The sequence below is a fragment of the Micromonospora sp. NPDC048947 genome (assembly GCF_040649495.1).
Classification (GTDB): Bacteria; Actinomycetota; Actinomycetes; order Mycobacteriales; family Micromonosporaceae; genus Micromonospora; species Micromonospora alfalfae.
The window spans coordinates 294,037-310,994 of the sequence record NZ_JBEZFO010000005.1 but is presented as its reverse complement, the minus strand read 5'-3'; the positions used below and the strand labels follow the sequence as shown (position 1 = coordinate 310,994).

Here is a 16,958-nt window from a genome sequence, read left to right as displayed (position 1 = left end):
ATCCACCGATGATCTCGGAGAGCTTCGATGCGCGTGGCGGGTTGACCTACGTTGACCGCCTCGACTTCACCCGAGGCGACACGCTCCGAGCTGTCCGACGAATGGCCTGGCCAACGGTGAGGCTGCACGCCGACGACAGCACGCTGACCTTCACGTCGCGTACCGGATCGGACACCCTGGAACACTTCTACGTCGCCGCGCTGGCGCACCATCCGTTTCACAGACGGTTCCCGCTGCCGGCCACCGCCGTTTCCTTCGAGGTCGAGGAGCGCGACCAGGTCCTGCTCTTCTGGACTCCCCGCGCGGGCGCGGTCCTGCGCGCACTCGACGAGTTGGGCTGGGACGCCGAACAGCCCGAGCCGTGGTCCCCGTACGTCTGAGCCGCTGGCAGTACGGGAAAGAGAGAAGCGACACCCTCGGAGGCCCGTTGACATGCGTTTCGAGCGAGTGACAGCGTTGTCATCGACTCATTTCCTCCATTTGAGACGAGGAGCGCATCTTGCTCTATCGGAACTCACCGCGCCGCACCGCGACAGCAGTCGCCGCAGTCGGCATTCTCATCACGGGGCTGGCGCTCGCTCCGTCCGCGCCGGCCCAGGCCAGCCACCACCGGGCGCAAGACGGAGCCGTACGCTCGGGTGACGCACGTTTCGAGGTGCTGTCCCCGACACTGATCCGCACCGAGTATCAGAAGGACGGCAGGTTCACCGACGCCGCCACGTTCAACGCCATCGGGCGCGACGATTTCCCCCGTACGCGTTTCACCAAGCACGTCGACCACGGCTGGCTCACCATCGACACCGGCGCGATGACATTGCGGTACCGGGTCGGCTCGGGCGCGTTCACCGCCGACAACCTCACCGTGCGGCTCACTGCCGGCAAGCAGACCGTGCAGGGCCAACCCTGGGCCGGTCACACCGCCCCGGCCTGCGCGTTCGGCGCGCTCTGCGAGGCCGAATCGCTGCAGTTGAACGGCCCTGGCGTGGCCACCGACCACCAGGGGTTCACCGGACGCGGCTTCGCGGCCGGCTTCGCCTCGTCCGGCGACTCGGTCACGTTCGCGCTCGACGCTCCGGAGGGCGGCACGAAGCAGCTCGCCGTCCGCTACGCCAACAGCACCGGCGGCGACGGCCAGAACGTGGACCGCACCCTGACGATTCAGGTCGACGGCGACGCCGGCCACACGCTGACACTGCCGCCCACCACTAACTGGGACACCTGGGGCCTGGCCAGCGCGCCGGTCGGCCTCACCGCCGGCCGGCACGAGATCAGCATCGTGCGGGGTCCCAACGACTCCGGCAACGTGAACGTCGACAGTCTCGCGGTGGTCAACCCGGGTGACTCGTTCCCGGCGCCGACCCCGCCCCAGCCGCAGCCTCTGCGGTTCGGCACGCTGGGAGAGGCCGAGACCGGTGCGCTGACCGGCGGCGCGAGGCCCGCGAACGACCACAACGGCGCATCCGGTACGGGATTCCTGGCCGGCCTGGAGAGCACCAGCTCAGCCGACACGCTGACAGTGACGGATGTTCCGTCCGCCGGTGACTACCAGGTGCAGATCCGCTACGCCAACGGCCGGGCCGGCGCCCAGCCGAGCCAGACGCGCACCATGTCGGTCACGGCGGGAACGGCGGCACCGGTCACGGCGACCCTTCCGCCGACCAGCGGATGGGACTACTGGAACACCGTTTCCGTCCCGGTCCACCTCAACCGAGGCACCAACACAGTGGCCCTGGGCTGCCCCACTGACGCCAGTTGCAACGTCAACGTCGACACTGTCGCCGTCACGAGCAAGAGCTCCCCGCTGCTCGCCCCGCACGCGCCGCTCGGCGGCTACCGCAGGGGCCTGGACGGCGTGACCGGTTCCGCCCTCACCGCCCCGGGCCTGCTCTACCAGGACGGCTGGTACCTGCTCGACGACTCGGCCTCGGCCCTGAGCACCACCAAGCCGCGGCCCGCCGCCGAGCAGGACGGCTACGTCTTCGCGTACGGGCAGGACTTCACAGGCGGCCTCAAGGACCTGTCGACCCTGACCGGGCCCACGAAACTGCTGCCCAAGTGGGCGTACGGGGTTTGGTACTCCGAGTACTACGACCGCACCGCGACCGAGTTCCAGAACCTGGTGACCCGGGCCAAGACCGAGGGCGTGCCGCTGGACGTGTTGGTCCTCGACACCGACGTCAAGGCGCCGGACAAGTGGAACGGCTGGAGCATCGACCCCACCCGCATCCCCGACCCGAAGGCCTTCTTCGACTGGGCCAAGAAGCAGGGCCTGCACACCGGCATCAACATCCACCCGAGCATCCTCGGCTCGGACCCGAAGTTCGCGCAGGCGCAGGCCACCGCGAAGGGCAAGCTCCAGCGCGTCGGCTGCAACGGCGGTCCCGACTGCTACGCCTTCGACTTCGGCGACCCGGACCAGCTCACTGCCTACATGCAGCTGCACGACGGGATGATCCCGAAGAGCAGCAAGGGCCCGGACCTGTGGTGGCTCGACTGGTGCTGCGACAACACGAAGTCCTCGCTCGCCGGGGTGACAGCCGACGCGTGGATCAACAAGCAGTACGCCGACAAGACCGGCTTCGCGTTCTCCCGGGCGTACGGCTCCTTGCAGGCCGGCGGATACAGCAGCCCGACCCCGGTGTCGACCGGACCATGGGCCGACAAGCGGACCACGTTGCACTTCACCGGCGACACCACCTCCGACTGGTCGACACTGCAGATGGAGGTCGGCTACACGCCGGGCGAATCCGCCGCGACCGGGCTGGCCGCTGTCAGCCACGACATCGGCGGGCACACCGGCGGCCTTCAGGAGCCGGGCACCGAACCGGGCAGCACCAAACTGCCCGACGACCTCTACGCCCGGTGGGTCCAGTTCGGCACGTTCCAGCCCATCGACAGGCTGCACTCCAACCACAGCGACCGGCTGCCCTGGCAGTACGGCCCGGAGGCGAACGCGTCGGCCAAGAAGTTCCTGAACCTGCGCAAGGAACTGCAGCCGTACACCTACGCCGCCGCCAAGGAGGCCACCCGCACGGGTACGCCCATCGTCCGCTCCATGTACCTGGCGTACCCGAACGAGCAGGCCGCCTACGCCACCGCCGGTTCCCAGTACCTCTACGGTCCGGACTACCTGGTGGCCCCGGTGACGACGCCAGGCACCACCGCGACCACGTCGGTGTGGTTCCCGCCGGGCAACACCTGGACCGACATCTTCACCGGGAAGACGTACCGGGGCGGCACCACGCAGAACATCACCACCACGCTGGACACCATGCCGGTGTTCAAGAAGCACTGACGTTTCAGGGATCAAGACGCCGGCCGGGTGGGGGCAACCCCGCCCGGCCGGTTCGTTACCTGGCTATCGCTGTGGCCGGCGGGCCAGCGACAGCCAGCCGAGGAACCTGGCGTGCATCGCGGCCGGGTTCGGGCGCAGCCCCAGGCCGTACACGTCGTCGATCGCCTCCTGCATCGATGCGGCGAGATAGAACGCCAGCGCGATCGAATGGCCGTAGAACTCGGTCACGAGAGCAAGCTGAGCCGGGCCGCACGGCCAGGGCGCGGCGCAGTTGCGGCACAGCCACGCCGGGCGCATCGGCAGGTGCGGGCGAGAGCGGGCGGTCATCCGACCCGCACCGGATGTCGTCGACGTTTGGCCGGCCTGGTCGGTGTGACGGGCAGGGCCTGCAACCGCACGCCCGTACGCATCACGTACAACTCGCGCTGCGCGACCGCGTCGCCCGCCGCGTTCAGCTCGTAGCCCTCAATCCAGACCCACCCGTGGTACGTGTGCCGCTCGGGCAACTCGCGGATGACGCGCACGAAGATCGGGCGCAGGAACTGCACGCTCGCCGCGGTGGTCAGACAGACCACGTCCCCGGCCTTCATCTTTCCGATCACCACAAACCCCACGGGTACGCGCCCGGCGCGCTGATCGGCTCCGGGATGGGCTTCTCGGGTTTGTCGTCGGGCACGGTCTCCCCCTCTGGTGCCGTTGGGAAGGGGCCGCTCCCGTGAGTGCTCGCCCGTCGGGAGCGGCCCCGCTACGAACGCGACCGCCGGGTTTCGTGGTCCTCACCAGCCGCGCCGCCTGGTGACACTCTGCTGTGGAGGCCACTACGCTGGGAAGGTGCTTCCGGCGTCCGGGCTGACCTGGCCTAACGGGGTCCCGACCTGTGGCACCTCGGGTAGTCGATCTCCGATTTGAGGAGCGTTGAATGGCTGACGTGCCGAGCCCTCTCGCGGGCTTCATCGTGAGCGAGATCCGCCGCGCTCGCGGAGCGTCCGGAATGACGCAAGAGTCGTTCGGCCGGGCAGCGGGCTTCAGCGCTTCGCACGTCAGCGCCGTGGAAAGCGGCACCCGAGCACTCACGATGGACTTCATCCGGGGCGCCGACCGCGCCTTCAACAACGACGGGTTGTTCGGACGCCTGGTGGTGAAACTCGGCGCGCCGTCGTGGTTCCTGCCATGGCTGGACGCCGAACGCGGGGCCCGACAGCTTCGTCTCTTCGAGCCACTGCTGATCCCGGGCCTACTTCAGACCGAGAACTACGCCCGCATCGTGATGCGTTTGAACGACCTCATGTCGGCCACGGAGGTCGACCAGCAGGTGAGCGCCCGGATGAGCCGGCACAAGATCCTCACCGGCGACACACCACCGCAGGTGGTGGCCGTGCTGGACGAGTCAACGTTGCGCCGCGCCGGCGACGAGCACGCCGGCATCATGGCCGAGCAGATCGCCCACCTCATCACCGTCGCCGAGCTGCCGCACGTTCACATCCACGTGATCCCGGCGGACGCGGGCCTCCACATCGGGCTGTCCGGGCCGTTCGCGCTCGCGCGAGCCGGCGACGGGGCCTGGGTTGGGCACCTCGAAAATCAGCTGGGCGGCATCGTGGTCGACAACGAAGATGGGCTTCATACTCTTCAGACGAGGTGGGAGAACGTAAGGAACGAGGCACTCCCGCGCCGACAGTCCAACGAGCTGATGAAGGAAGTGCACAGCCATCATGGACCTCACTAACGCCACCTGGCGCAAGTCCCGGCGCAGCGGATCGTCCGGGGGCAACTGCATCGAGGTCGCCGACAATTTGCCCGGCGTCGTCTGCGTACGGGACAGCAAGGACCCTGCCGGCCCGGCCCTGACCTTCGGGCCGGCGGCCTGGCGGGCGTTCGTCGCTCAGCTCGTCGAGCGACAGTAACCGTCGCGACGGGCTTCGCGCCGGACCAAGGTGCCGCAATCGGGCACGTCCCGGGTCACTGCGGCACTCCATCGACCTGCTGAAGGAAGTTGAGAGCCGCCATGGACCTCAGTAACGCTCAGTGGCGTAAGTCCACCCGCAGCGGCGCGAGCGGCGGGAACTGCGTCGAGGTGGCAAGCAACCTGCCCGGTGTGGTGGCCGTCCGCGACTCGAAGGACGTCGCCGGACCAGCATTGGCCTTCCCCCCGGCTGCCTGGGCCGCGTTCGTCGCCCAGGTCACCAAGCGGCCGTAGCGCCCGCCCCCGAGGCGGAGTGGGCGTGGGCACGCTGGGCTGGCATGCCCACTTGGTGCACTGTCGAGATCCTCTATGCAGTTGCCGGACGCCTCGCAGCCATCAACTGGCCCGCGAACTGCGGTTTTCGTAGCGGCGGCAGCCACCGCCTCGTCTTGGGCCCACACGACCTTCGAGACTCGGCGGTGGCTGCTGCAATGTCTACGGACAAACGACACCGTCACCGCAGTTCACAACAGACCTCTGCAATGTTGAGCCGCCTCACATTCCCTGACGGGCAGACGGTGGCGTCAGCCGAAGAGGGCGGCGGAGATGTCGGCGTAGAAGAGGGCCGGGTCGCGGGAAAGCGAAGCCTTGACCTTGGCGGTGGGGCTGTCGGCGATCACTTCGAGCTTGCCCGCTTCCAGGCCGTCCAACGCCATGGCGACCACCTCGTGGGGTGGCAGTTTAGGGATGTCGTAGGCGGCCATCATGTCGGTGTCGGCTATCGCCAGGGCCAGCGCGGTGACCTGGGTCTTCTGGTTGGCAAGCTCAATTCTGATGCCGTTGGTGAGAGACCATTCCGCGGCTTTGGAAGCGGCGTAGCCATTGCTGGCAGGGGCGAAGGTGTACCAGCTCAGCGCTGAGATGACGTTGAGAATGGCGCCCCCGCCAAGCTTGGGAGCGAAGGCGCGGACGACGTTCAGGGTGCCCCAGAAGTTGGTGTCGAACTCTCGGCGGATGTTCTCCGTGGATGAGCCGAGCAGGGGCGCGTCTGTGGAGATGCCAGCGTTGTTGATGAGGATGTCGAGTTCGCCCACCTCGGCTACCGCGGCCTCGATGGACGTCGGGTCGGTGATGTCCAGTTGGAGAGGGACGACGCCGGGGATGTCGATGCGATCGGGGCGGCGGGCGGTGGCGTAGACGGTGGTGGCACCGCGGGCGACGAGCGCCTCGGCAAAGGCCTTGCCGAGCCCACGGTTGGCACCTGTTACGAGGGCTTTCGTACCGTTGATCTGCATGCCCCCCACGCTAGAACCTCACGTTAACGTCAGAGGCAAATGTTTGCGAGGCGGGTCACTGTGCGGATCGGGGACGCGGTAACCGAGGCACTAGTTACCGACGCCGAGGCTCGACATGAACGCCGCCGGGTAACGGTCACCGCGCGCGGCACCCTTCGGCACGGCCGCCTCGATCTCTTCGAGATCATCGGCCGACAGCTTCACGTCCAGCGCCGGCAACGCCTCGGCCAGCCGCTGCCGGGTACGCGCACCGACCAGCGGAACGATGGACGGGTCCTGCGCCGCCACCCACGCGATCGCCAACTGCGCCACCGTGCACCCCTTCGCGTCGGCGACCCGGCGCAACGCCTCCACCAGGGCGAGGTTGTGCGACGCGTTCTCGGCGGAGAAGCGGGGACTGCGGTTACGCGGATCGTCCGCCCGCCCCGGCACCCAGGTCCCCGAGAGCAGGCCACGGCCCAGCACCCCGTACGCGGTCAGCCCGATGCCCAACTCCCCCAGCGTGGGCAGCACGTCGGCCTCGACCGCCCGCGACAGCAGCGAGTACTCAATCTGAAGATCAGCGATCGGATGTACGGCGTGCGCCCGCCGGACGGTCTCCGCGTCAACCTCGGAAAGTCCCACATACCGCACGTAACCGGCGTCGATCATCTCCTTGATCGCGCCGATCGTGTCCTCGATCGGCACCGACCGGTCGAGCCGGGCCGGCCGGTAGATGTCCACGTGGTCGACGCCGAGCCGGGTCAGCGAGTAGCTCAGGAAGTTCCGCACCGAAGCCGGACGGGAGTCCTGACCGGCGAACCGCATGCCTGGCCCCACCTGCTGCCCGAACTTCACACTCAGCAGATAGCTGTCCCGGTCGCGTCCCCGCAACGCCTCCGACAGCAGCAGCTCGTTGTGCCCCATGCCATAGAAGTCACCGGTGTCGACCAGCGTGACCCCCGCGTCCAGCGCGGCCCGTACGGTGGCCATGCTCTCCTCGCGATCGGCCGGGCCGTACGTGCCCGACATGCTCATCGCGCCCAGCCCCACCGCGGAAACCTCGGGACCCGTGTTGCCCAGAGTGCGTGTCTGCATCGAAACTCTCCTTCATCGGTCGATCTCGGCTCCACAGTGCGCCGCTTTCCGGTCCGCCGGCAGCGGAGCGCTTATCGTGGGAGCGCCGCTCCCTGGCTCGGTGCCCAGTCCCGGGGCAGCATGGAGGCATGCAGCGTGAGCAGCTCGCCGACTTCCTGCGGCGCCGACGCGAGGCCATCCGCCCCGCCGAGGTCGGCATCGCCGACGGCCCCCGCCGCCGCACCGCCGGCCTGCGCCGCGAGGAGGTCGCCATGCTCGCCGGCATGTCCGTCGACTACGTCATCCGCCTTGAGCAGGGCCGCAGCAGCCAGCCGTCGACCCAGCTGCTCGGTGCCCTGGCCCGGGCCCTGCGCCTGACCGACGACGAGCGAAGCCACCTGTTCCACCTGGCCGGCCACCAACCGCCACCCGCCGACGGCATCGCCCGCCTGGCCCGGGCCGGCCTGGTCCGCCTGCTCGACCTGGTGGGCGACACCCCCGCCATGGTCCTGTCCGACCTCGGCGAGGTCCTCGCGCAGAACCGCATGTCGATCCTGCTGACCGGCGACCACACCGGGCTGACCGGCGACCGCCGCTACGTCGCCTACCGCTACTTCACCGACCCGGTCATCCGCGACCTCCACGGCCCCGACGAATGGCAACGGCACGCCCGCCAACAGGTCGCCGACCTGCGCGCGGTGGCCGGCCGGCGGCCCGGCGACCCGGCCGTGACCGGCCTGATCGAACGGTTGCGGGCTGCGAGCGACGACTTCCGGCGGCTGTGGGCCGAGCACGAGGTGGCAGTGCGCCGGGCCGACCGCAAGACGTTCATGCACCCGCGCGTGGGCCGCATCACGATGGACTGCGAAACCCTGGTCACCCCCGACCTCGGCCAGCAGCTGCTGGTGCTGACCCCGGGCGACGCCGAGGCCCGGGAGAAGCTTGAGCTGCTGCGCGTGCTGGGGGTCGAGGAGTTCCCGGCCGGTGTGCGTCACTGACCCCTTGTCGCAAACTGCCACCGAGCTACGCGCCCATGCGCTAGTGCCTCGCCATGCAGCCTTGAACGTCTCACACGGGACAGCGGACCTCAGTCCTCAAACTCGAAGCCGTTCGCCTCGGCCGCCGTGACCAGCTGCCGCATACGCTCGCCGTCCGTCGCAACGGCGCCCATCCGAGCGGCAAGTTCCTTCAGAACGCTTCGGTCAGCTGACCATCTCCAGACTCCCTCGACGGCTACGAGCGAGGATGCAGGCCCGGGAGCAGGCCCGTGCCGCCTACCTCGAAGAGGGCGGTTCACCGGATCCTTCACATGATCACGATGGTCTGACCGCGAGCGCTTGTCTGCGGGGCCGCACTGGCGAGACGTCCGCTCATGCCGATGACAGCGCACGGGTATCAGGTCCCCTCATTCCTGCAGCGCCTTTAGCTCAGCGTTAGCTATGCGCCGGAAAGTGCGTGACTTTTCCTGGGTGAATTCATATACCTTCTGCCCCTTTGGGGCACCATGCCACAGGCAGGACCCAAGCAGGTTCGCGACAGATCGTCGGCCGCCGCCCGCAGGTCGTCTGAGCAAATCAGCGTAAGCTGTTTGTGGCGAAACCATAGCTTTTGAGCCACGAGACCTCGCTCGCTGTTAGGGAGTTGACTCGGATCGGCCGCCACCCGCTCGGCCTCTTGCTCCGCCTCAAAGAACAAGTCGATCGCGACCTTTCGTTCGACCCGCAGAGCAGCATGGCGCTGAAGTCGCTCCCGCCGTTCGGCAGATTTTGCAGCTATTTGTTGGCCAACGATTGTGCCGACCATCCCGATGACAGTTCCGGCCAATGTTCCGATCACCGCAACCCAAGTCAACTCTGACTCCTTCACGAGTGCTGGTTACGCCTTGATGGAATTGATCACGTCACGTGCCTGGCGGTCCAGGAGCATACCCATCTACCGCTTCGAGGGCGTGGTGTCGCAGCGAGGTCCACGTTGGGTGGCTCGTCGCGATTGCCTCACACGGTTACCGGGGTCGGTCGCGGCACAGCGCCAGATGGACGCGATCGAGCGTATGGAGTCTCGTGTCGAGCGCTCGCAAGACGCGTTCGTTGGGCGCGAGTCGCGCCGGCTGGCGCCGGCTCTCACATCAGTTCGAGCACGACCCCGTCCTCGAACTCCTCTCCACCGGCACCATGGGCACGGACGATTTCGACAAGCATGTCGAAGAGCGTCGGACCTCTTCCTTGCTGGGCGTCGCTGATCCTTGCTCGGACGCTCGCCCGATTCGACGGGTGGCAGGTGCACAGAATCTGTTCGAGCCAACGGATCGTCGCATGGTGGCTGAGCGCCGCCCTGGACAAGTCGGAGTTGATCCATCTGAACACCCAGCCAGCCTCGGGCGTGCCGAAACCACCTCGAAGGATGTCGTTGAAGGCGTCCAGGTTCCCGTTCCAGGCGTAGTGGCAGAGCAGGCTCGAGAACTCGCGGGCGAAGCCGTCGAGGTCGGAGAAGTTCGCCCCGTCGATAACCAGCACAGGAAGAGCATCGCCACCGGTAGTCATGATCGAAGTATGGAGTGCGTTGCCGACTGCGGGCATCCTCATTTGCCGCTGAGCGCGTGTTGGGTCAGCTGGCTGGGGAATCGGTGTCTCGTACGGATCTCGTCGGTCACATCGGTCGGAGTTCCGACCGGTGTGTCGGGCCCCGGAGGGGGCCATCGACGGCAAAGGGTGCCCGGTTGCGGCTGTATGTGCCTGGATCGGGAGGCCGCAGAACCAGTCGATCAAGCGTTGTGCCGATCGGGCCGCCAATTCGACAGACTGTCGGGGCGTCCTGGAAACCAGCCGCCGTGTGACGGCGGCTGGTTTGGTGGGCGACGGACGAGTCGACCTGTACGCCGGATTCTGTGCGCGGCGCGTACCCCGAAGGATCCGCGCCGGCGGCGGCCATCCATCTCGGCCTGCCGTTGCCGGCAGGCTCCAGCGGCCTACCCGCAGACATCGGGCGGGCAGCCCTCAAGCGTCTGCGCCGGGTCGTCATCTTGCGGTGACGGCCCTTGCTTGGCCTTGCTCCGGGTGGGGTTTACCGAGCCACCCCGGTCACCCGGGGTGCTGGTGGGCTCTTACCCCACCGTTTCACCCTTACCGTCCCCGTTGGGGTCGGCGGTCTGTTTTCTGTGGCACTGTCCCGCGGGTCGCCCCGGGTTGCCGTTAACAACCACCCTGCCCTGTGGAGTCCGGACGTTCCTCGGCGGCGGGCCGAAGCCCGCCGACGCGGCCGCCCGGTCGACTCGTCCGTCGCGCTCTCATCCTAACGACGAGCGTGCTGCCGGTATTGCCGCCCCGCCTGGGCAAGATCGCGCAGCTCACGAACGGTCCGGCGAATCCGTCCCGTGAGGCGGCGGCTAGCCTCGTGGGGCTATGGATCTCTCCCACGCCGCGCTGCTGCTCGCCGCCGGTCTCGCCGCTGGCACTGTCAACGCGGTGGCCGGCGGCGGTTCGTTGATCACCTTTCCGGCGATGATCGCGATCGGGTTGCCTCCGGTGCCGGCGAATGTCAGCAACTCCGTCGCCGTCTTCCCCGGGTACCTGGCCAGCGTGGCGGGCAGCCGGCAGGACCTGCCGCGTCCCCGCGCGCTGGCCACGCTGGTGCCTACCACCATTGTGGGCACGATCCTCGGGGCGTTGCTGCTGCTGGCCACTCCGGCCCGCGCGTTCGAGCTGGTCGTACCGTTTCTGGTCCTCGGCGCGACAGCGGTCCTGGCCTTCCAGGACCCGCTGCGCCGCCTGGTCGGTCACCCCCGGGACCTGACGCCACGCCGGCGGACGGTAACGGTGCAGACGATGGTTGCGCTCGGTGCGGTGTACGGCGGTTACTTCGGTGCGGCCCTCGGGGTGATGCTGGTGGCCGGGCTGGCCCTGGTGCTGGACGCGACACTGGCCCGGGTGAGCGCGATCAAGAATCTGCTCTCCGCGGTGGTGGGGTGCACGACGCTGGTGGTGTTCGCAGTGTTCGGCCCCTTGAACTGGGCGGCCGTCGCGGTGGTCGCGCCGGCCACCCTTATTGGGGGGTACGCGGGCGCCCGGCTCGTCCGTCGGCTGCCGCCGGTGGTGCTCAAGACGGTGATCGTGGTGTTCGGCACGACGATCGGCCTCTACCTGCTCTGGCGCGCCCTGAACTGACCCGGTCGACCGACGGTCAGTACGTCTCGCCGACAGGCTCGTGTTCGGTGTCGGCGGCGGCGCGGTTCCAGCGGGACCAGAGCACCCGCTCGCCGTAGCCGGCGGCCATCAGGTGGGCGAAGGCCAGGTAGACGAGCACGCCGACGGCGAGCACCCCGAAGCCGACCCAGAACGGCAGCGACAGCGACTGCTCGGCGAGCTTGCCGGAGATGATCGGGGCCGGCGCGGCGGCACCCCAGCGGACCAGGTTGAACGCTCCGGTGGCGACGCGCCGGTCGCTGGAGCCGAGGCCGAGCGCCAGGTCGGTGAGGTTGGCGTTGGCCAGCCCCATGCAGAGTCCGGCGAGCACCAGCACCACTAGCGCCTCGGCGGTGCTGGTGGAGGTGGCGAAGAGGACCATGCAGACCAGCAGCCCGGCGATGGCCACGCCGACGGTCTGCACCGCGCCGATGCGGTGGGCCAGCCGGTGACCGATCACCATGATGCCGGCGGCCAGGCCGAGACCCCAGCCGGTGAACGCGAGCCCCAGCGGGATGACGTCCAGGCCGAGGAAGAGTGGCGTGTAGCCGAGCACCACGAAGAACACGAAGTTGTACGCGGCGGTGACCACGCAGAGGGCGATGAACGCCGGTCGGCGGTAGGTGGCGAAGATCTGGCCGACGCGTACCGGGGCCTGCCGGTTGGTGGGTTCGCGGAGTTTGCGGGAGGCCACGCCGAGGGCGAGGACCATGAAGACGCCGCAGACGAAGAACGGCAGCCGCCAGCTGACCTGGCCGAGCAGGCCACCGATGAGCGGTCCGACGGCGAAGCCGAGGCCGAGGGCGGTCTCGAAGAGGCCCACCACCCATTCCCGGTCGACGGCCAGGTTGACGAGCACCACCATGGCGGTGGCGAAGAACATCGCGTTGCCCAGCCCCCAGACGCCGCGCAGCACGGAGAGCTGCACGATGTTGTCGCTGAACGAGGCGAGGATCGCGGCGAGGCCGACAACTGAGACGCCGGTGATGAGCACCGGCTTGAAGCCGAACCGCCCGCTGGCCAGCGTCGCCGGGATCATGCCGAGGGCCATGACCGCGATGTACGCGGTGAACAGCAGCTCGACCTGCCAGGCGGTGACCCCGATCGCCTCGCCGATGGCGGGCAGGATCGGGTCGACGACGGCGATGCCGGCGATGGCGAGGAAGGCCACCAGTGTGGTGGCGTAGATGGCACTGCGGTTCGGTTCGGAACGCCGATCCACTCCGACTCCTCAGATAGCTGTATCGTACAGGTATTTATTCTGTATCATACAGCTATGAGCGACGACAGTGACGAGAGCACCCTCGGCCAGATCGAGACCGAGGTGGCCCTGCTGATGCGCTTCGGCGAGGCCACCCGGCGGGCCACCGGCACGGCCGAACACCGGGTGCTGGACCGCGCGGCGTACGTCATCCTGCGCCACCTGGCAGACGCCGGCCCGCAGAACGTCTCGGCGCTCGCCGCCCGACTCAACCTGGACGGCTCGACAGTCACCCGACAGGTCTCCGCGCTTCAGCGCGACGGCCTGATCACCCGCACCCCGGACCCGTCCGACGGCCGCGGCACTGTCATCTCCCCCACCCCGGCCGGTCTCCAGCGGATGGCCGCCGTCCAGGCCGCCCGCACCCGGCTCTACGGCGACATGCTGGCCGACTGGAGCCCCGAGGATCGGACCACCCTGGCCGCCCTACTGACCCGGCTCAACCAGGCCCTGGTGAACCGCAACCGCTCCCGCTGACCCCGCGTCGGGGTGTCGTGGCGTGGCTCACCGCGCCATCCAGTCGCGCGAAGAAGCCCGTCCACCGCCAAGATCGCGCAAGATCCTGGTTGTAGTGGCATCCCGCGCGCTCCGACACCACTACAACGACGATCGAGCACGATCTGGCGGCGAACCCGCCGGGATTCAGGACAACGTTCGCCGCGCCCAGGTGCGGAAGTCGGTGGTCGGTAGGCCGAGGGCGCGGGTCATCTCCGGACGGGCGGGGCTTCCGTTCTCGTTGATCTGCTCGACCGCCTTGACCATGGCGGGCAGCAGGCCGCGCTCGACGGCCTCCTGCGGGGTGAGCACGGGCGCGGTGATCGCCCGACCGGTGACCTCACTCAGGATGGCGGCGACCTCGGTCATGGTGAGCAGGTCGCCGGCGAGTTCGACGTCCAGCCCGTCGAGCTTGCCCGGGTTCGTGAACGCGATCGCCGCCGCTTCGCCGATGTCGTCGACGGCGACCCACGGCAGGCGTGTGTCTTCGGCGAAGCCGGTGATGATCGTGCCACTGGACCAGTCGCCGAAGAGGTAGGACCACCCGACCAGGTTCTCCATGAAGGTCGAGGGCTTCAGGACCGTCCAGTGCGCGAAGCCACCCGAGCGCGCCAGCTCATCGATTGCCGCCTTGCTCTCCCAGTAGTGCCTGTCCCACCGACCTTCGGCCCAGCCGGGCTGGTTGCGGTGGAAGTCGCCGGCACCCGAGACGCTGCTGTGCACGAACTGCGACACGCCGGCCCGGCGCGCCGCCTCGACGACGTTGCGGCCGCGGATCACCTCGGCGTCGCCCTGCATGTCCGTCACATCGGGATACGGGATGGAGAAGACGCCGTCCATCCCGTCCGCCGCGGCGAGCAGCGAGTCGGCGTCGTCCAGGTCGCCGGTGACCAGTTCGGCACCCCGATCCCGCAGAGCTTGGGCGCTGTCAGTGCCGGGATCGCGGACCAGGGCGCGGACCGGGACGCCACGGTCCAGCAGCGCTCGGGCCGTTGCCCCGCCCTGCTTACCCGTCGCGCCGATGACGAGAACAGCCACGATGCCTCCTGAGAAACAAATGGGGTGGCACCCCACTTTTCGTCGGCTACGATACGGGGGACCACCCCATTTCTGCAAGGCGGGCCATGAGAGCGGACGCGCAGCGCAACTACGACCTCATCGTCACGGCGGCGTCCGCGGCGATCGCCCGCGACGGCGCGTACGCCTCGCTGGAGGAGATCGCCCGATCCGCCGGGGTCGGTTCGGCGACCCTGCACCGGCACTTCCCCACCCGGTGGTCGCTGCTCCAGGCGGTCTTCGGCGGATGTGTCCGCAACCTGGCGGCGCGCGCCGGAGATCTACTCGCCGCGTCGGACGCGCTCGACGCGCTGACGACCTGGCTGCACGAGGTGACCGCGTACGCCACGACAACCCGCGGCCTCGCGGACTCGCTCCTGAACGAGCCCGCCCAGGAGTCCGACACCTGCGGCGCGACACTCGTCGCCGCCGGTGAACCACTGCTACGCCGAGCCGTCGACGAGGGTTCGGTACGGCCCGACATCACCATGGCCGACCTGATGATCCTCGCCAACGGCATCTCACTCGCGGCGCAACCGACGGGCGCGGCCAAGGCGGAACAACTGCTGACCCTCGCCCTCCAGGGGATCGGGTCAGCGGACCTGCGAGAGTCGGTCCACAAGGGCTCGTGAAGCCCAGGCTTCGTCGATCATGGAGTTGTGGTGGGGGACGACTGCCGTGTACAGCCATCAACCAGGCACCACAACTCCATGATCGACGCGAAAACCCGGGCGGGGCCTCAGGTCAGGCGACCGGTTCGCGGGCCGGGTCGGCGTCGCGGTCGGGGCCCGGGGTGATCCGGGGGTCGCCCTCGTCGGCGAAGTAGTCGTCCGGCTCGGTGCCGTCGACTCCTTCCTCGACCTTCGCGGCCCGCAGCGCGAGCGTCACCAGAGCCGCCACGGCCAGGTTGACCGCCACCGCCACGATGCCGACGTAGATCGTCTTGGTGGTGTCGAACCCGAACTCCGACAGCGGGAACGCCGAGCCGCCGAAGTGCTTCCGGGTCGGGCTGGCCACCTGGTAGAGCATCCACATGCCCAACCCCATGCCGGCCACCCAGCCGACGATCAGGCCGGTGCGGTGGAACCACCGGGTGTAGAGGCCCAGCGCCACCGCTGGCAGCGTCTGAAGGATGATCACGCCGCCGATCAGCTGGAGATCGATGGAGAACTGCGGGTCGAGGAAGACGATGCAGGCCACCGCGCCGACCTTCACCACCAGCGAGGTGATCTTCGAGACGTTCGCCTCCTGGGCCGGGGAGGCGTCCCGCTTCAGGTACTCCTTGTAGATGTTGCGGGTGAACAGGTTCGCCGCCGCGATCGACATGATCGCCGCGGGCACCAGCGCGCCGATGCCGATCGCCGCGTACGCGACACCGGCGAACCAGTCCGGGAACTGCTGGTCGAACAGCAGCGGCACGACGGTGTTGTTGTCCACACTGCCGGCCGAAGCACCGGGCAGCGGCTTCACGCCGGCCGCGATGGCCATGTAGCCGAGCAGCGCGATCAACCCGAGCAGCAGGCTGTACGCGGGCAGCGCCGACATGTTCCGCTTGATCACGTCGCGGTTCCGGCTGGCCAGCACACCGGTGATGCTGTGCGGATAGAGGAACAGCGCCAACGCCGAGCCGAGCGCCAGCGTCACGTACTGAAGCTGGTTGTTGCCGTTGAGCAGGATGCCGTCGTTCGGATTGGGTGAGGCGTCGAACTTCGCGTCGGCGGCGGCGAAGATGTCACCCCAGCCGCCCAGCTTGTACGGCAGGTAGACGACCGCCACCAGGATCACGATGTAGATCAGGCTGTCTTTGACGAACGCGATCAGCGCGGGCGCGCGCAGCCCCGACTGGTACGTGTAGGCGGCCAGGATGGCGAACGCGATGATGATCGGCAGGTGTCGGGCCAGCGCGTTGTCGCCGGTGACGCCCATCGTCTTGAGCACCGCTTCGATGCCGACCAGCTGCAACGCGATGTACGGCATGGTGGCGACGATGCCGGTGATCGCGATCAGCAGCGCCAGCACCGGCGAGTCGAACCGGTTGCGGACGAAGTCGGCCGGCGTGACGAACCCGTGCCGGTGCGACACCGACCAGAGCCGCACCAGCACCAGGAAGACCAGCGGGTAGATGACGATGGTGTACGGCACGGCGAAGAACCCGGCCGCGCCGGCACCGAACATCAACGCCGGAACCGCCACGAAGGTGTACGCGGTGTAGAGGTCACCGCCGACCAGGAACCAGGTGATCCAGCCGCCGAAGCTGCGCCCGCCCAGCCCCCACTCGTCCAGGTGCGCCATGTCCTTCGGCGCCCGCCACCGGGCGGCCACGAAGCCCATCACGCTGACCAGGAGGAACAGCACGGAAAAGACGATGATCTCGGTGAGATGGTCGCGCCACATCACTGGACCTCCTTCGTTCGCGACT

At 68.3% G+C, this 16,958-nt stretch carries 18 protein-coding genes and 1 other RNA gene; 9 read left to right on the top strand and 10 right to left on the bottom strand.

Annotated elements, in window-relative coordinates:
• Window positions 1-8: 8 nt before the first annotated feature.
• Complete coding sequence (locus AB0B98_RS10675; RefSeq protein WP_357361957.1) at window positions 9-380, top strand: hypothetical protein; 372 nt, start codon at window positions 9-11, stop codon at window positions 378-380.
• Window positions 381-499: 119 nt separating this feature from the next.
• Entirely contained in the window at window positions 500-3,295 is a 2,796-nt protein-coding gene (locus tag AB0B98_RS10670) for a TIM-barrel domain-containing protein (RefSeq protein ID WP_357361955.1), read from the top strand.
• Between the two features lie 63 nt (window positions 3,296-3,358).
• Here AB0B98_RS10670 and AB0B98_RS10665 read toward each other — a convergent pair whose 3' ends face one another.
• Window positions 3,359-3,622 (bottom strand): hypothetical protein, encoded by a 264-nt coding sequence (locus AB0B98_RS10665; protein WP_357361954.1) that lies wholly within the window; start codon window positions 3,620-3,622, stop codon window positions 3,359-3,361.
• Window positions 3,619-3,894: a hypothetical protein gene (locus tag AB0B98_RS10660; RefSeq protein ID WP_357362026.1), complete on the bottom strand. Its 276-nt coding sequence runs from the start codon at window positions 3,892-3,894 to the stop codon at window positions 3,619-3,621. The genes AB0B98_RS10665 and AB0B98_RS10660 overlap by 4 nt, the downstream gene beginning before the upstream one ends.
• 320 nt (window positions 3,895-4,214) lie before the next feature.
• Here AB0B98_RS10660 and AB0B98_RS10655 point away from each other — a divergent pair, with 320 nt between their 5' ends.
• The 3 genes from AB0B98_RS10655 to AB0B98_RS10645 all read left to right on the top strand — a co-directional run bounded on the left by AB0B98_RS10655 (window position 4,215) and on the right by AB0B98_RS10645 (window position 5,492).
• Entirely contained in the window at window positions 4,215-5,021 is an 807-nt protein-coding gene (locus tag AB0B98_RS10655) for a helix-turn-helix transcriptional regulator (protein WP_357361952.1), read from the top strand.
• Complete coding sequence (locus AB0B98_RS10650; RefSeq protein WP_357361950.1) at window positions 5,008-5,199, top strand: DUF397 domain-containing protein; 192 nt, start codon at window positions 5,008-5,010, stop codon at window positions 5,197-5,199. The genes AB0B98_RS10655 and AB0B98_RS10650 overlap by 14 nt, the downstream gene beginning before the upstream one ends.
• 101 nt (window positions 5,200-5,300) lie before the next feature.
• Window positions 5,301-5,492: a DUF397 domain-containing protein gene (locus AB0B98_RS10645; RefSeq protein ID WP_357361948.1), complete on the top strand. Its 192-nt coding sequence runs from the start codon at window positions 5,301-5,303 to the stop codon at window positions 5,490-5,492.
• A 290-nt stretch (window positions 5,493-5,782) separates the two neighbouring features.
• Here the strand turns inward: AB0B98_RS10645 and AB0B98_RS10640 are convergent, their stop codons facing one another.
• Both AB0B98_RS10640 and AB0B98_RS10635 read right to left on the bottom strand, forming a co-directional pair.
• Entirely contained in the window at window positions 5,783-6,493 is a 711-nt protein-coding gene (locus AB0B98_RS10640; protein ID WP_357361946.1) for an SDR family oxidoreductase, read from the bottom strand.
• Window positions 6,494-6,583: 90 nt separating this feature from the next.
• Window positions 6,584-7,570 carry an aldo/keto reductase gene (locus AB0B98_RS10635; protein WP_357361944.1) on the bottom strand — a complete coding sequence of 329 codons (987 nt, stop codon included), beginning with the start codon at window positions 7,568-7,570 and terminating at the stop codon, window positions 6,584-6,586.
• A gap of 128 nt (window positions 7,571-7,698) precedes the next feature.
• Between AB0B98_RS10635 and AB0B98_RS10630 the strand changes: the two genes are divergently transcribed.
• Entirely contained in the window at window positions 7,699-8,547 is an 849-nt protein-coding gene (locus tag AB0B98_RS10630; protein WP_357361942.1) for a helix-turn-helix transcriptional regulator, read from the top strand.
• 439 nt (window positions 8,548-8,986) lie between these two features.
• Here AB0B98_RS10630 and AB0B98_RS10625 read toward each other — a convergent pair whose 3' ends face one another.
• The 3 genes from AB0B98_RS10625 to rnpB all read right to left on the bottom strand — a co-directional run bounded on the left by AB0B98_RS10625 (window position 8,987) and on the right by rnpB (window position 10,820).
• The gene (locus AB0B98_RS10625) at window positions 8,987-9,415 is read right to left on the bottom strand and encodes a hypothetical protein (RefSeq protein WP_357361940.1); all 429 of its coding nucleotides are present in this window, start codon (window positions 9,413-9,415) and stop codon (window positions 8,987-8,989) included.
• A 254-nt stretch (window positions 9,416-9,669) separates the two neighbouring features.
• Window positions 9,670-10,089: a barnase inhibitor gene (locus AB0B98_RS10620; RefSeq protein ID WP_357361939.1), complete on the bottom strand. Its 420-nt coding sequence runs from the start codon at window positions 10,087-10,089 to the stop codon at window positions 9,670-9,672.
• Window positions 10,090-10,404: 315 nt separating this feature from the next.
• An RNA gene (rnpB, locus tag AB0B98_RS10615) (RNase P RNA component class A) lies at window positions 10,405-10,820 on the bottom strand.
• A gap of 127 nt (window positions 10,821-10,947) precedes the next feature.
• Between rnpB and AB0B98_RS10610 the strand changes: the two genes are divergently transcribed.
• The gene (locus tag AB0B98_RS10610) at window positions 10,948-11,709 is read left to right on the top strand and encodes a sulfite exporter TauE/SafE family protein (protein WP_357281181.1); all 762 of its coding nucleotides are present in this window, start codon (window positions 10,948-10,950) and stop codon (window positions 11,707-11,709) included.
• Between the two features lie 16 nt (window positions 11,710-11,725).
• On the opposite strand, the gene AB0B98_RS10605 is transcribed toward AB0B98_RS10610, so the two are convergent.
• Complete coding sequence (locus AB0B98_RS10605) at window positions 11,726-12,949, bottom strand: MFS transporter (protein ID WP_238671457.1); 1,224 nt, start codon at window positions 12,947-12,949, stop codon at window positions 11,726-11,728.
• Window positions 12,950-13,003: 54 nt separating this feature from the next.
• Here AB0B98_RS10605 and AB0B98_RS10600 point away from each other — a divergent pair, with 54 nt between their 5' ends.
• Window positions 13,004-13,465: a MarR family transcriptional regulator gene (locus AB0B98_RS10600; RefSeq protein WP_357361936.1), complete on the top strand. Its 462-nt coding sequence runs from the start codon at window positions 13,004-13,006 to the stop codon at window positions 13,463-13,465.
• A gap of 165 nt (window positions 13,466-13,630) precedes the next feature.
• Here the strand turns inward: AB0B98_RS10600 and AB0B98_RS10595 are convergent, their stop codons facing one another.
• Window positions 13,631-14,521, bottom strand: coding sequence for an NmrA/HSCARG family protein (locus AB0B98_RS10595; RefSeq protein ID WP_357361934.1), 891 nt, complete (start codon window positions 14,519-14,521; stop codon window positions 13,631-13,633).
• 86 nt (window positions 14,522-14,607) lie between these two features.
• Here AB0B98_RS10595 and AB0B98_RS10590 point away from each other — a divergent pair, with 86 nt between their 5' ends.
• Window positions 14,608-15,171: a helix-turn-helix domain-containing protein gene (locus tag AB0B98_RS10590; protein ID WP_357361932.1), complete on the top strand. Its 564-nt coding sequence runs from the start codon at window positions 14,608-14,610 to the stop codon at window positions 15,169-15,171.
• Window positions 15,172-15,283: 112 nt separating this feature from the next.
• On the opposite strand, the gene mctP is transcribed toward AB0B98_RS10590, so the two are convergent.
• Entirely contained in the window at window positions 15,284-16,933 is a 1,650-nt protein-coding gene (mctP, locus tag AB0B98_RS10585; protein WP_357361930.1) for a monocarboxylate uptake permease MctP, read from the bottom strand.
• Window positions 16,934-16,958: the final 25 nt, after the last annotated feature.

Bases quoted from the DNA above. Each gene is read 5' to 3' on its own strand.
- AB0B98_RS10675 (WP_357361957.1), top strand. From the start codon at position 9: ATGATCTCGGAGAGCTTCGATGCGCGTGGCGGGTTGACCTACGTTGAC.
- AB0B98_RS10665 (WP_357361954.1), bottom strand. From the start codon at position 3,622: ATGACCGCCCGCTCTCGCCCGCACCTGCCGATGCGCCCGGCGTGGCTG.
- AB0B98_RS10655 (WP_357361952.1), top strand. From the start codon at position 4,215: ATGGCTGACGTGCCGAGCCCTCTCGCGGGCTTCATCGTGAGCGAGATC.
- AB0B98_RS10650 (WP_357361950.1), top strand. From the start codon at position 5,008: ATGGACCTCACTAACGCCACCTGGCGCAAGTCCCGGCGCAGCGGATCG.
- AB0B98_RS10645 (WP_357361948.1), top strand. From the start codon at position 5,301: ATGGACCTCAGTAACGCTCAGTGGCGTAAGTCCACCCGCAGCGGCGCG.
- AB0B98_RS10640 (WP_357361946.1), bottom strand. From the start codon at position 6,493: ATGCAGATCAACGGTACGAAAGCCCTCGTAACAGGTGCCAACCGTGGG.
- AB0B98_RS10635 (WP_357361944.1), bottom strand. From the start codon at position 7,570: ATGCAGACACGCACTCTGGGCAACACGGGTCCCGAGGTTTCCGCGGTG.
- AB0B98_RS10630 (WP_357361942.1), top strand. From the start codon at position 7,699: ATGCAGCGTGAGCAGCTCGCCGACTTCCTGCGGCGCCGACGCGAGGCC.
- AB0B98_RS10620 (WP_357361939.1), bottom strand. From the start codon at position 10,089: ATGACTACCGGTGGCGATGCTCTTCCTGTGCTGGTTATCGACGGGGCG.
- AB0B98_RS10610 (WP_357281181.1), top strand. From the start codon at position 10,948: ATGGATCTCTCCCACGCCGCGCTGCTGCTCGCCGCCGGTCTCGCCGCT.
- AB0B98_RS10600 (WP_357361936.1), top strand. From the start codon at position 13,004: ATGAGCGACGACAGTGACGAGAGCACCCTCGGCCAGATCGAGACCGAG.
- AB0B98_RS10590 (WP_357361932.1), top strand. From the start codon at position 14,608: ATGAGAGCGGACGCGCAGCGCAACTACGACCTCATCGTCACGGCGGCG.
- mctP (WP_357361930.1), bottom strand. From the start codon at position 16,933: ATGTGGCGCGACCATCTCACCGAGATCATCGTCTTTTCCGTGCTGTTC.